Genomic DNA, 12,481 nt, shown 5'->3' with positions numbered 1-12,481 from the left:
TTACGTAGGTTGTTACATTATTGAAAAGTCTTTTGAAGTCCTGTATCCATTTTCTCAAATTCATTTGCTACGGAATGGATATTATCAATTGTTTGTTGAAAAGCAGTACAAAATTGTTTCGTGATCTGTAAATTTTGTTGATTTGCTTCTTGTGCCTTGAAGTTCACAGATAGTGTCGTACGCGTTGCCTTATTTATAGAGCGACTAGTAGCACTTTTCATTCTATCTGAAGCATTTCTCATTTTCGTTGCAAGTTGCGTTGCCGTATGCAAATTACTTTGAAATTCTCCCATTACTTGCTCCTCTCTACCTTTTATTTACAAGAAAATTATACCACGGAAAAATATCCCAATAAACCGAATGTTCGAATTTAACATACAATTCAGCACTGTTACTGAGGATACGAGCAACGCTTATCTATCAACATAACTGAGTCCAAAATGGATTCTACTTATACAAAAAAGATGACTTCAGCCATATGCTAAAGTCATCTTTTTCTACCTTATTATTTTACTAACTCTCCATTATAAGCTTTTATATCAAGAGGAGCAGTTAAAAATTGTGCTGCTTTACTAACGAAAGATGTGAAGTGTTCACTCGTATTATGGCTCGCAACTGCTGCTTCATCTTTCCATACTTCTACCATCGTATAAACACTTTCTTTTTCTGTATCTTTATATAAGTCATAAGATACATTGCCACTTTCTTCTCTTGAACCATGAATGAGTGGCTGAATTTCTTCTAAAAATGCTTGTTGTTTTGCTGGGTCTACTTGAAATATTGCGTGAATAATAATCATGGTGCTTCCCCTCTCATCTTTCACTTATTGAAGTTCTTTTATAAAATTATTTCCACTCTGCAACTTTTTCAATTGGAAGACGTACTGATTGGTAACCACTGTCTGCAGCTTTCCCGATTGAAATTAACATAACTGGTACGTAGCTTTCTTTATCTAGTCCAAATGCTTCTGCGATTTGATCTTTCTCAAATCCACCAATTGGACAAGTGTCATAACCGTGCGCACGAGCTGCTAGCATAAATTGCATTGCTACAAGACCACCGTCAATTAATACCGTATCTTTCATTACTTCTGGTGTAACCATAGAGAAGTAAGCTGAAAGTTTTTTCATTTGATCTTCTTTTACTTCTGCTGGCATAAGTCCACGCTCTACTGCTGTACCGTAAATTTCTTCTGCGTTATCAAAGTTGTTTAAATCACCAAATAAAGCAATCATTGCTGAAGACGTTTCTACTTGAGATTGATTGAATTTCGCAAGTGGCGCAAGTGTTGCTTTCGCTTCGTCACTTTCAATCACTACGAATCTCCATGGTTGCATGTTTACTGAAGATGGTGCAAGTGTTGCTTCTGTAAGAATTTCTGTCATTTCTTCTTTGCTAATTTTTACTGTTGGGTCGTACTTACGAATTGAACGACGTCCTGTTAAAATTTCGTTAAAATCATTTGTTTTTACTGAGTTAGTCATAGTTGTATTCTCCCTTTTTTATAATTCTTTTATATTTTCTTGAATGTGATTTAACATATTTAAAAGATTATCGCGTTCTTCCTCACTTAATCCTTTAAATGCAGATGCTGCAAAACGTTCTTTTTCCTCTTGAAACGCTTGAATTTTATTTCGTCCCTCTTCTGTAAGAGAAACTAACGTAATTCTGTTATCGTCTGGATTTTTTCGTCTTACAATCATTCCGTTTGCTTCTAGCTGTTTTAAATGCCTTGTAATCGCCGCATTATCAATATTCACTTCTTGTTGAAGTGCTTTTTGACTAATTTCACCTACTTCATATAACTGAAGTATAAGCTCTAATCGAGACTGGCTCATACCCGTACACCCTTCAAACTTCGAACTTACTTCTTTATTTAGAAAGTGTAATTTATATAAAATAATCGCTTCTTTTGAGCATGAACTTGTCAAATTAACCCTCCTTCACAATCAAAATAAAAACATTTGATGTATCAATAGTTGATATGTCAATTAATATAATCTATATCGATTTAGAATGCAAGCATTTTGTTTTCATTTATATTTTTCCAAATTAAGGCGCTTTGTCGCGTTACAAAAAATGTTAATTGCACTATAATAGTACTAATTTAAATGACTGGAGAGTGATTGTAATGCGGCAATACACAAATAGAAATGAGGAAATAAAAATGGAAAATGAAATGAGGATATTCACATATGACAACAATAAATATAGGGATTGTCGCGCACGTAGACGCTGGCAAGACGAGTTTGACTGAGCGTATTCTTTATGAAACGAATGTGATTAAAGAAATTGGCCGAGTAGATAGTGGCAATACGCAAACTGACTCAATGGAATTAGAAAGACAGCGCGGAATTACGATTAAAGCATCTGTCGTTTCTTTTTTTATTGATGATATAAAAGTAAATGTCATTGATACACCTGGACACGCTGATTTTATCGCTGAAGTGGAGCGATCATTCCGCGTTTTAGACGGTGCAATTTTAGTTATTTCTGCCGTTGAAGGTGTGCAAGCACAAACAAAAGTTTTAATGCGAACATTACAGAAACTAAATATCCCAACAATATTATTCGTAAATAAAATTGATCGTAGCGGTGCAAATACTGAAAAAGTTATGAAACAAATAAAAGAAATTCTTTCAAATGAAGCATTCCCTTTCTACTCTGCCCTATACGAAGGAACGAAAGAAACCCGGATCATTGAGTACAAATCATATGACGATTGTATGGAACTGTTAGCACCATATAATGAATCATTACTTGAGTCATACGTAAATAACGAAATTGTACCGGACACTCTATTAAAAGAAGAACTCATTAAACAAATAGCGCAAGCAAATGTGTATCCAGTCTTTTTCGGTTCAGCAATGACAGGCATGGGCGTAACTGAACTGCTCGAAAATATTTCAGCCTTACTTCCAGCTAATTCTTCATCTCAAGATGAAAAATTGTCCGGTGTAGTTTTTAAAATTGACCGTGAATATTCTGGAGAAAAGATTGCTTATGTAAGAGTTTTTTCAGGTAGCTTACAAGTTAGAAAATATGTGGATATACAGCGCAATGAATCTCTACCACATAAGGAAAAGATTAAAAAAATGTGCATATTTCATAATGGAGATGCTTTACAAACTTCTACCGTTCCAAGCGGTGAATTTTGTAAAGTGTGGGGACTAAGTGATATAAAAATTGGTGATATTATCGGTGAACGAACTGATTATATAAAGGATATTCACTTTGCCGAACCACAAATGGAAGCTACTATTGATACGGTGCCTACGGAACGAATTCATGATTTGTACGCTGCTCTTATGGAACTATGTGAAGAAGATCCACTCATTAAAGTGTGGAAAGACAATGTTCATAATGAACTATACATTCGCCTTTTCGGTGAGGTGCAAAAAGAAGTCATTGAAACAACACTGTATGAGAAATATAATTTGCAGGTTACTTTTTCAAATACGCGAGTTGTATGCATTGAGAAACCAATTGGCGTAGGTAATAGCGTTGAAGTAATGGGCGAAAAAGCGAATCCATTTTACGCAACAATTGGCTTTAAAATCGAACGTGGTGAACTTAATTCTGGCATAACATATAAATTAGGTGTTGAGCTCGGCTCACTACCTTTAGCATTTCATAAAGCGATTGAAGATACAGTATTTCAAACGTTAAAACAAGGTTTATACGGATGGGAAGTTACGGACATTTCTGTCACGTTAACACATACAGGTTATGCTAGTCCTGTTACAACAGCGAGTGACTTTAGAAATTTAACACCGATCGTATTAATGGATGCTTTAAAGCAAGCTGAAACATATGTATATGAACCACAGTAAATGAGTTTGAATTAACTGTACCAGAGCACGCAATTAGTACTGCAATGTATAAGCTCGCTGCCGTTCCAGCAACTTTTGCAGAGCCTATATTCAATAACAATTCTTATCAGTTAACAGGGTCATTACCTGTTGCGAAAACAGAGAATTTTAAACGAATGCTTCATTCATTTACTGAAGGAGAAGGTATCTTCACAACAAATCCAGCTGGTTTCACAAAGCTGAAGCCTCCCTTCCCTACTCGAAAACGTGTTGATTATAATCCGCTGAACCGGAAAGATTATTTGCTTCATGTGTTGAAGGCTTATTAAAGTAAAAGAGGTGCAATTCGCACCTCTTTTTGCATGTATTGATAAGTTAGTTTTTCCTAACAACTTCTTTAAGCTTTTCTATTATATTTGCTATCGCTTCAATTGAATTCTTTGTTTCATATTCTCCAACATTTAAAGAATGATTTGCGTTTTTAACAACATCAATCGTTAAATTTGTTTTATATAACTGATCCATTTGATTTGCATTATAATGGTGGTCGTTATCCCCAATTACTAAAAGCCCTTCGTGACTACTATGTAAAATAGAATCAAAAATAGATTCAAAAGTTAGTAAAGGTGTCAGTACTATCATTTTTGACTGTAAAAACTCTTCTCTCTTCATTACATCATTTGCAATCGGAATTGTTCCAAGTGATTTCCCTAAAAACATAGAATTGCTATAGCGTCCATTTTTCAACACTTCATTCATTACAGGATTAATATCATCCATCATTACTTTCGTTACTTCTTCTATTGGTTTATTCATTACTTGTTCGTCGTAGGAATAGTGAATATGTACAACATCAATTTTATTTTCTAGCATTAACATCGTTGCATAATAGAATAACGGCTTATCATAATTGTATCCTGAACCTGAAAACATAAAGCAAACCCTACTAGAACCTTTTTCGATATGTGTGTAATGAATTACTTTGTCATTTATATGCATCTCTTTTTTAGTCCCCTTCACCCTTTTCCCCTCCGAATACGTTTATTTTTGCAAAACAATATGTTCTGTATGAACTGCTATATCCTTTACTTTTTCTTTTATAAACGCAGGCTGTAAATTATATACCTCTAACTCTTCTACCGGCACCCACTTAAACAAATACGATCTACCCTCTTCTTCCAAAATATATTGATCCGCTCCATTTGCAGGTAACTCATGTAGCTCTACTTCATAATAAAAACTAATCTCATGAAACTTTCGCTCAGAAAGTATAAAGAAATTTTCTACTGACCATATTAATCTCTTCACTTTAATAGGTACGTCTAGTTCTTCTGCCAGCTCCCGTTTTAACGCATCTTCACTATTTTCTAGCATTTTCACTCGTCCGCCCGGTACGTACCAAAAATCTTCACCGTCCCCTTGCAAAATAAGGATTTTATTATCATGTTTACAAATTGCTCCGACACGGTAATTAAAACATGTTTCCTCTACTTTAAACGTAAGATCCACACCCATTCCCCCTTACATATTTTTTAAATATCGAACCATTACAAAACTAATCTGTATGTGCTGTACAAATAAGATTACTAAATTTCTCTAGTTCGTTCAATAATTTTCGAACTTTCCAAAAACGATACACATCATTTGTCATCACAAGTATAAATACATATGTCACAATTACTGCGCACACTTTGGAAGTATTATGGGGGACGAATGCATCTCTATCAATATACAAAACTGAAAAATCAAATAATTTTCAAGGAATCATTGTAAAAGATAAAGTGAAACATCAATAAGTGGAGTTTTTATCTTTTTCCTGTTGTTTTTAAATATAGTTAAGACATTATTAAAAAGACGCAAGGTCAACTTATGTGCTAATTAATTCTTTTTCTAGAAAAAGCGTCTTTTATTGCACTTGTTACTACATTTAGGAATAATAAAATAGCCATAACTGCCGTTAGTACATTAAATTGCTTTGTTTTATAAGGAGCGAACCATTCCGTAAAGAACTCTGAATTAACGAGACGATCCCCAACTCCTCCTTCCTTGAAGTTCGGTATCCACGAATTCATATCAAGGATGATAAAAATTAGTTGCATAACGAAAAATGCTCCAATAGTTTTCAGCCAATTTCGTATTCGACTAGGACGCTCTTTTTTTGATGTCATTTAAACCACCCTCCTTTTAGAACTTGCTATTAAAGAGCCTTGTTCTGATAGATACGAATAGATAATATCCATGAAACCCCATAGAACCCCACTGCTATGACAGCAAATAAAAGAAATAATTTCAAATCTGAAATCTCTTTTAAAAAGGTCAGTACGCCATTAGCATATTTATTTAATAAATATGGAGTATTTCGCATTAAATATATAACTCCAATAGATAAAAATATAAAAATTGGTACAAGTGTTTTCACTTTAAATGCAACAAAAAATGGGATGTAAAATGCTGTTATCAGCATGACTGCCAAGAAGCCTAGTATGTAACTTTCTAAGGAAAGTTGAAATTCCATGCTGTCTAAAATAAAATATTTTCCAACTAAACAAAATGGGATAATTACTATTGTAAAAAGTAAGGTTCCAACGTATTTTGAACTTATAATTTCCTTCCTAGTATACGGTAATGAGTTTACTAAAATATTAGCATTATCTTTATCATCAGATTGATATGTGTTAATTACAAAAACGGCACTACAAATGATTATGACATATGCTACATCCATGCCGGCCCACAAATAGGTAACTAGAAATAAGAGATAAGCAGGCAAGAAAGTTTTTTGTAAAATCAAATCCTTTTTAATTAAGTTAAGCATCTTGAATCCCCCTTTTTCATGAAATACATAATATCCTCTAAACTTGGTTTTTCAATCACCACATCCTTATCAAATAAGTTTTCGATAGAATGTGCATTTTCAATCAATCCCTCGAAACCTGTATTTGCCTTACGTACAGAAATAAATTCACGCTCAGTATCAAACTTTAACAAATCTAGTGGTCCTTTGACTAAAACATAATCCTCTGCAATGGCATAAATATCTTTTGTGAAAATATGCTTTCCATTTTGAATAAATGTAATATAATCGGCAATGCGGTCTAAATCCGTTGTAATATGTGATGAGAAAAAGATAGTTTTCTCTCCATCCTGCATAATATTTTGTAGAACATCCAATAATTCTCTTCTGAATACAGGATCAAGTCCAGATGTAGGTTCATCCATAATAATTAGTTCAGCATGATGTGAAAGGGCAATTGCGAGAGAGGCTTTCATTTTCATTCCTTTGGAGAATGTTTTCATTTTTTTATTTAATGGTAATTCGAACAGATCTTTATAATATGTAAATTGGTTAAAATCCCATTTTTTATAAGCAGGCGCAATAATTTTAGTAATTTCCTTTAATGTGAGTTCATCATAAAACACATTATCGTCATAAACGAAGCCAATTCTTTCTTTAATTCGTTTCGCATCAGTCGAATAGTTCATGCCAAATAAGGAGACGTTTCCACTATCCGGGTTTATTAGATTCATAATCATTTTAATCGTTGTAGATTTACCTGATCCATTTCCTCCAATAAAACCCGTAACAAATCCTTTTTTTACTTCCACCGAAAAATTGTTTATTTGAAACCCTTTAAAAGATTTACTGACATTTTGAAGTTCTATTACGTTTTCCAAGAGTTTTCCTCCTCGTATAAAATTGTAAGCATTTCTTTTAGCTCATTTAAAGAAACATCCATTTGCTTAGCATTTTGAATCGCTTCACATAACTTTTCTTCAACTGTTTTTAATTTTTCTTCTTTCATAGTTTCAATGTTTTGTTCTGCTACAAAGGACCCTCTTCCGACAATCGAATTAATAAAACCATCTTTTTCCAGTTCTTCATATGCTCTTTTCGTTGTAATAATACTTACTCTTAAATCTTTTGCTAACTGACGCATTGAAGGAAGAGCATCTCCTTGCTTTAAATCACCTAGTAAAATAAGTTTTTTTATTTGGAGTCCAATTTGTTCGTAAATGGGTTCCTTTGAAGTGTTCTTAATAATGATTTGCATGCAAATACCTCTTTTGAAAAATATTGTATATATACTTTATATACAATATATACTATCGCACATTTCAAATCAACAGAAAATTTCCAAAATATAGTCACAAACACAATCTAATAATGTAATTAATACAACTTATTTATACGGGCCTCCCTTGTATTAGCCGGATTTTGAGGTGGAGGTCTTGCTACTAGCTAATACACGATAAAGACTTCGTTGTGTTTTACAGAAAAATTGGCACAACTGATAGTGTGAAAGAGAAAGAGTTTGAAATAGAAGAAAAATTTGAGGAAGTTGATATCAAGTTAGACTAGGATGAGGATGACGAAGAAGGACTGAAAAATATGTTTTCTAAGCTGTGGGAAATGTACGGGGAAGAACCAATTGAGTTATAAATTTACATACGAAAAACACCTTGTTTCTTTAGTAACAAGGCGTTTTTTCTTAATACTATGTTTAAATTGTTATCTTTCCGCTCTCCCACCACTCCATAAAAATTTCTAACGAAGGAGCAATCCACGTTCTACTATCATTTTCATGGTTCCATACGTATATATCATCGCTTTGCACTATCCCATTCAAAATGGAATAGCCAAACAAATCACCATTTCCGCCATCAGCAAAAAATAATAAACAGTCAAAAGGCATATATAAATCCTTAAAATCAACTATATTTCTCATATTCATATTTTCAGTATTAATTTTTGAAGCATCCCAAATAAAGTCTCCGTATTCACCAGCTATACCGTTTGTTTCCTGTAATAATTGATATAAATCATTCGGTAACTCCACCTGCAAATTTTTTTGAACTTCGGCGTGTGCAGCCTTTATAGCTGGATTTTTTAAACTTAAGTTTGATGAAATACTGCGAATGGTGTTTTTTCCACATAATCTTTTCTCCTCCTATAATTCTTCATGTTCAATCAAGTTTATACCAATAATCAAATTGGGTATGTACTTGTATCACATATGTTATCATCTCTGGATCATTTGGTTGTTTTTCCTTCTTTATATCTCTAATAGCATATTCACTTACATAACGAGTATCTCCCGTCTTATCTCGGTAATAATTTCCCTTTTCGGTTTCTACTACCGTACTATCACCTTTAAAATAGAGCTGAATTTCTACACCGACCACGTTAGAATTTGGATACTTTAACTTCCCTATTTTTTGATAAAATGAGATTACTTCTGCCCTCGATTGCTTCGTTTCTATAACTCGATTCGCTACCACTTCCCAATAACCGCCATTCCCTATTTCAATCCAATTTTTCTCATCCGCTTCATAATCTTTAATCACTTTACTATCCAAAGGCATCGGCAATTGAAAAAATTCAGAAGAAAAGGAACGAGAGATATACCACGTACTATTTCTTACGAGAATGACAGTTAGCAAGAGCATTATTACAGTTGAAATTATCGTTCTTTTTCTAACCTTTTTTAATTGACCTATCATATTTCTATCCATTCCTATTATCTATAAAAACTATCCATTCCACTTTTCTAACAATTCTTTCTCTCTCTCGCCTGAAATACCTGTTTTTAATTTCCATTCGTCCGTACTCTCCATCCACTCATACACATCTGTAACGGTCTCTTCTATTCTTCTAAAAGTAAGCCCTTCATTAACCGCACTTTCGATACAAATAGAAAACCCGCCTCTCCACGGCTTCGTCTCACCATCTAATGGGAAAGTTTCTGGAATCCACAAAGGCATTTCTGTCCAAGGCTGCACATTATGTTCACTCATAAACGATTCGTCTACCCAAACAAATTCAGCATCGCTATTCGTAACCTTTTTACACGTATTTAATAGCTCTTCCATCGTCAATTTATCATTCGGACCTGTTATATTGAATGTACCTGCTTTATTATTTTCTGCCATGTTGAGTCCAAAGCACGCGACATCTTTTATATCAACCATCTGCACTGGACGGTCTTTTCTTCCTGGAACTAACACTTTACCTCCTTTTGCAACACGCTGAATCCAGTATGTTAGTCGATCTGTATAATCAAACATTCCTGAAAGAAGTCCTGCTCTTACATGTAAAACACGCCCCGGCCAATACTTCTCTGCTTCTTTTTCACATAATACTTTCAGCGCACCATAATGCTCATAAGGAGAAACTTCACCATTCTCTACAGCCTTTATTTGCTCTTCCGTCGGTTCAGGTTGTAATATATAGTCTTCTTTTATGTCATGTGGAATCCAGTCTTTATATACGGAAAGACTTGAGATGAATATATAATGCTTTATATGATTTTTTAATACTTCTCCAACATTCCGAATGTGATGCGGAGAAAAGCCACACGTGTCTATGACAACATCCCACTTTCGATTCTCTAAGCTTAATACATTACCATTTCTGTCACCGATTAAATGTTCCACTTCAGGGAAAATCTCTTTGTTTGTTCCACGATTAAATACTGTAACCTCGTGCCCCCTGTTCAAAACTTCTTCTACAAATGCTCTTCCTAAAAATCGTGTACCGCCTAGTATTAGAATTTTCATGGTTCTCCCCCATTCGTAATAAAAAATCTATTCTTTTGTTTAACGATTTTTTGTTGTGAAAGTTACGGGGGATAATTTATTTTTTTCTACAAGTTCAATATATGCAATTTCGACACTTTTTCTATCTTAAAAACAATAATATGGAAATATTCATTCTGTCGATTTCCATTTCATATATAATTAAAATATCGGATATTCGATTAACCACTTATACATACTTAGGCAGGTGAAAAATATTAATAAACACATAGTTTATCATTCAACATTATGTATTTATTTTCTTACATCACTTGTATATATCATCTTGCTGAACATAGAAAATGGTCGTAATTATTTGGGGTTTACAATGGTTGTTCCGCTTTTAGCGGTTATTTCATATCAAACATTATATAAGAAACAAAAAATAGTTCATACATTTGGAATTTCACGCCCAAAAATAAAAACACTAATTTTCTCCATATTATTTCCACTACTTCTAGGGCTATGTCTCCATTTTTATTTTTATATTTATGATATAAAGTTCTTATATCATCATTGGAATGAATTAGGATTTCTCTTGCTCGTTGGTCTTACAATTGGATCTTTATCTGCATTATTAGAAGAGATTATATGGCGAGGGAATTTTCATTTCTATTTACGAAAAAAATATTCATTTATGCAAACAGCTATTATTATAGCTTTGCTTTGGTCTTCATGGCATTTACCAGTAGCTATCTTTTATAAAAATTATGAGTTTCAGTTTGTAGGAATATTAAGTTATCTCTCTTTATTATTTATATTGTCTTTAATTTTGACGTACACGAGAGAATATGGTGGTTCTGTAATATCACCCGCAATTTTACATGGTATGTTTAATGTATTTTATTTAACAGATGGAGTAGAAACAAAATGGGATATTAGCCTAATGGAATTAATTAAATTTATCTTGCTGGTAATTGTGTTTGGCATGATGTATCTAATACATCGAAAAGTTAAAAAATAGTTAAAAGTACCTAAACAAATTATAAAGTACTTCAACACCTATTCAATAATCGTATAGGTGTTGAAGTTTTATAATCTTAGTTGCACAACTTGGTTAATACAACACTTTTTTCTATCGTAGAGAACAAAACAAGTTTAACTAAACCTTTTATTCTTATTTTTATAAAAATAACCATATTAATCTTTTAAATAAGGAAGTATGCACTCTTTAATTAACTCCCATCTATCCTCTGCATTTCGTATAACCTCAGTAGCAATCACTACCACCAGTTCCTTCTCTGGTACGCAGCAAATCATATTCCCACCATCACCCATAGCACAGTATGAAAAGATTCCATCTTCTTCTCGTAACCACCATAAATAACCATATTGATTTTGGTTCATTTCTGTCGATTCTTTTATCCATGATTTTGATAGTATTTGTTTTCCATTATGAATACCTTCATTCAAATACATCTGTCCAAACTTAGCCATATCCCTAACCGTTAACGTTAGTCCCCATCCGCCCGTCGAAATACCATTTGGATCGTGAACCCATCCTTTCACATCTTTTCCAAATAAGTCATCAAATCCAAATGCTTTCATTTTATAGTTTGGAATTTCTCTCATGCCGAGTGGCTGAAATAAGTATTCATTCGCAAATTCACGCGCATTTTTTCCTGTTGCGTTCGTTATAATCGCTGATAGTATATGAGCTCCTGCAGATGAATATTTAAAAGATCCAATTTCTCCGCCGTTTCCTATCCTATTTAACGTATACTGTATCCAATCTTGTTGTGTACATAGTTCTTCTAACGGTTCCTGCCAGTCTACGAATGGATGTGGAGCTGTCATCGTAAGAAGATGTCGTACTGTTATTTCAGGTGAATTAACGTTATATTCCGGGAAAAATTCTATTACTCTTTGATCAACGCTTTTTATATACCCTTTATCTACACATAGTCCAATTAACGCAGAAGTAATCGTTTTTGTGACTGACGCTATATGAAATGCATCATCTGAACCGTGACCGTTATAATATTTTTCAAAAATAACATTCTCTTTCTGCACTACTAACATACCATTCATATTTTTATATTCTTCTTTTATAATTTGATCTAACTTTTCAGCAGTTTTCATTATTCTTTCCC

15 protein-coding genes and 1 pseudogene are annotated in these 12,481 nt (G+C 33.5%); 2 read left to right on the top strand and 14 right to left on the bottom strand.

The annotated features are described in order from the left end of the window. Nucleotides 1-17: 17 nt before the first annotated feature. The 4 genes from QEP67_RS12605 to QEP67_RS12590 all read right to left on the bottom strand — a co-directional run bounded on the left by QEP67_RS12605 (nucleotide 18) and on the right by QEP67_RS12590 (nucleotide 1,931). Nucleotides 18-293, bottom strand: a complete 276-nt coding sequence (locus QEP67_RS12605) for a TIGR04197 family type VII secretion effector (RefSeq protein WP_000503635.1) — start codon at nucleotides 291-293, stop codon at nucleotides 18-20. 212 nt (nucleotides 294-505) lie between these two features. Beyond that, complete coding sequence (locus QEP67_RS12600; RefSeq protein WP_000583804.1) at nucleotides 506-799, bottom strand: putative quinol monooxygenase; 294 nt, start codon at nucleotides 797-799, stop codon at nucleotides 506-508. 46 nt (nucleotides 800-845) lie between these two features. After that, nucleotides 846-1,484: a nitroreductase family protein gene (locus tag QEP67_RS12595; protein ID WP_353706590.1), complete on the bottom strand. Its 639-nt coding sequence runs from the start codon at nucleotides 1,482-1,484 to the stop codon at nucleotides 846-848. Nucleotides 1,485-1,502: 18 nt separating this feature from the next. Then, nucleotides 1,503-1,931 (bottom strand): MarR family transcriptional regulator, encoded by a 429-nt coding sequence (locus QEP67_RS12590; RefSeq protein ID WP_000204180.1) that lies wholly within the window; start codon nucleotides 1,929-1,931, stop codon nucleotides 1,503-1,505. A 264-nt stretch (nucleotides 1,932-2,195) separates the two neighbouring features. On the opposite strand from QEP67_RS12590, the pseudogene QEP67_RS12585 reads away from it, so the two are divergent. Continuing rightward, nucleotides 2,196-4,141: pseudogene (locus QEP67_RS12585) on the top strand (translation factor GTPase family protein). A gap of 46 nt (nucleotides 4,142-4,187) precedes the next feature. Here the strand turns inward: QEP67_RS12585 and QEP67_RS12580 are convergent. From QEP67_RS12580 to QEP67_RS12540, 9 genes are all read right to left on the bottom strand, one after another. Next, complete coding sequence (locus tag QEP67_RS12580) at nucleotides 4,188-4,832, bottom strand: hypothetical protein (protein WP_000679143.1); 645 nt, start codon at nucleotides 4,830-4,832, stop codon at nucleotides 4,188-4,190. A gap of 21 nt (nucleotides 4,833-4,853) precedes the next feature. Continuing rightward, nucleotides 4,854-5,321, bottom strand: a complete 468-nt coding sequence (locus tag QEP67_RS12575) for an NUDIX hydrolase (protein ID WP_000366235.1) — start codon at nucleotides 5,319-5,321, stop codon at nucleotides 4,854-4,856. Nucleotides 5,322-5,686: 365 nt separating this feature from the next. Continuing rightward, on the bottom strand, nucleotides 5,687-5,980 hold the full coding sequence (locus tag QEP67_RS12570; RefSeq protein WP_000202084.1) for a YfzA family protein: 294 nt from the start codon (nucleotides 5,978-5,980) through the stop codon (nucleotides 5,687-5,689). A 29-nt stretch (nucleotides 5,981-6,009) separates the two neighbouring features. Continuing rightward, complete coding sequence (locus tag QEP67_RS12565) at nucleotides 6,010-6,627, bottom strand: ABC-2 transporter permease (protein WP_000933349.1); 618 nt, start codon at nucleotides 6,625-6,627, stop codon at nucleotides 6,010-6,012. Continuing rightward, on the bottom strand, nucleotides 6,615-7,487 hold the full coding sequence (locus QEP67_RS12560; protein ID WP_064449299.1) for an ABC transporter ATP-binding protein: 873 nt from the start codon (nucleotides 7,485-7,487) through the stop codon (nucleotides 6,615-6,617). The genes QEP67_RS12565 and QEP67_RS12560 overlap by 13 nt, the downstream gene beginning before the upstream one ends. After that, the gene (locus QEP67_RS12555) at nucleotides 7,475-7,864 is read right to left on the bottom strand and encodes a GntR family transcriptional regulator (protein ID WP_001165710.1); all 390 of its coding nucleotides are present in this window, start codon (nucleotides 7,862-7,864) and stop codon (nucleotides 7,475-7,477) included. Before QEP67_RS12555 ends, QEP67_RS12560 begins: the two co-directional genes overlap by 13 nt. Before the next feature lie 450 nt (nucleotides 7,865-8,314). Further along, nucleotides 8,315-8,731: an SMI1/KNR4 family protein gene (locus tag QEP67_RS12550; RefSeq protein ID WP_033658743.1), complete on the bottom strand. Its 417-nt coding sequence runs from the start codon at nucleotides 8,729-8,731 to the stop codon at nucleotides 8,315-8,317. A 46-nt stretch (nucleotides 8,732-8,777) separates the two neighbouring features. Then, complete coding sequence (locus QEP67_RS12545; protein ID WP_000580171.1) at nucleotides 8,778-9,314, bottom strand: hypothetical protein; 537 nt, start codon at nucleotides 9,312-9,314, stop codon at nucleotides 8,778-8,780. A gap of 30 nt (nucleotides 9,315-9,344) precedes the next feature. Continuing rightward, complete coding sequence (locus QEP67_RS12540; protein WP_000697744.1) at nucleotides 9,345-10,370, bottom strand: SDR family oxidoreductase; 1,026 nt, start codon at nucleotides 10,368-10,370, stop codon at nucleotides 9,345-9,347. Between the two features lie 226 nt (nucleotides 10,371-10,596). On the opposite strand from QEP67_RS12540, the gene QEP67_RS12535 reads away from it, so the two are divergent. Beyond that, on the top strand, nucleotides 10,597-11,352 hold the full coding sequence (locus QEP67_RS12535) for a CPBP family intramembrane glutamic endopeptidase (protein WP_002108112.1): 756 nt from the start codon (nucleotides 10,597-10,599) through the stop codon (nucleotides 11,350-11,352). Nucleotides 11,353-11,528: 176 nt separating this feature from the next. Here the strand turns inward: QEP67_RS12535 and QEP67_RS12530 are convergent, their stop codons facing one another. Then, nucleotides 11,529-12,470, bottom strand: coding sequence for a serine hydrolase (locus QEP67_RS12530; RefSeq protein ID WP_064460326.1), 942 nt, complete (start codon nucleotides 12,468-12,470; stop codon nucleotides 11,529-11,531). Nucleotides 12,471-12,481 lie beyond the last annotated feature (11 nt).

Origin of the sequence: Bacillus cereus group sp. MS39 (assembly GCF_040448665.1) — a bacterium.
GTDB lineage: Bacteria > Bacillota > Bacilli > Bacillales > Bacillaceae_G > Bacillus_A > Bacillus_A wiedmannii.
The sequence above is the reverse complement of the archived record's forward strand: the minus strand, read 5'-3'. Positions and strand labels throughout refer to the sequence as shown.

Coding starts and splice junctions, on each gene's coding strand:
- QEP67_RS12555 (WP_001165710.1), bottom strand. CDS start 7,864: ATGCAAATCATTATTAAGAACACTTCAAAGGAACCCATTTACGAACAA.
- QEP67_RS12570 (WP_000202084.1), bottom strand. CDS start 5,980: ATGACATCAAAAAAAGAGCGTCCTAGTCGAATACGAAATTGGCTGAAA.
- QEP67_RS12565 (WP_000933349.1), bottom strand. CDS start 6,627: ATGCTTAACTTAATTAAAAAGGATTTGATTTTACAAAAAACTTTCTTG.
- QEP67_RS12595 (WP_353706590.1), bottom strand. CDS start 1,484: ATGACTAACTCAGTAAAAACAAATGATTTTAACGAAATTTTAACAGGA.
- QEP67_RS12540 (WP_000697744.1), bottom strand. CDS start 10,370: ATGAAAATTCTAATACTAGGCGGTACACGATTTTTAGGAAGAGCATTT.
- QEP67_RS12605 (WP_000503635.1), bottom strand. CDS start 293: ATGGGAGAATTTCAAAGTAATTTGCATACGGCAACGCAACTTGCAACG.
- QEP67_RS12530 (WP_064460326.1), bottom strand. CDS start 12,470: ATGAAAACTGCTGAAAAGTTAGATCAAATTATAAAAGAAGAATATAAA.
- QEP67_RS12600 (WP_000583804.1), bottom strand. CDS start 799: ATGATTATTATTCACGCAATATTTCAAGTAGACCCAGCAAAACAACAA.
- QEP67_RS12545 (WP_000580171.1), bottom strand. CDS start 9,314: ATGATAGGTCAATTAAAAAAGGTTAGAAAAAGAACGATAATTTCAACT.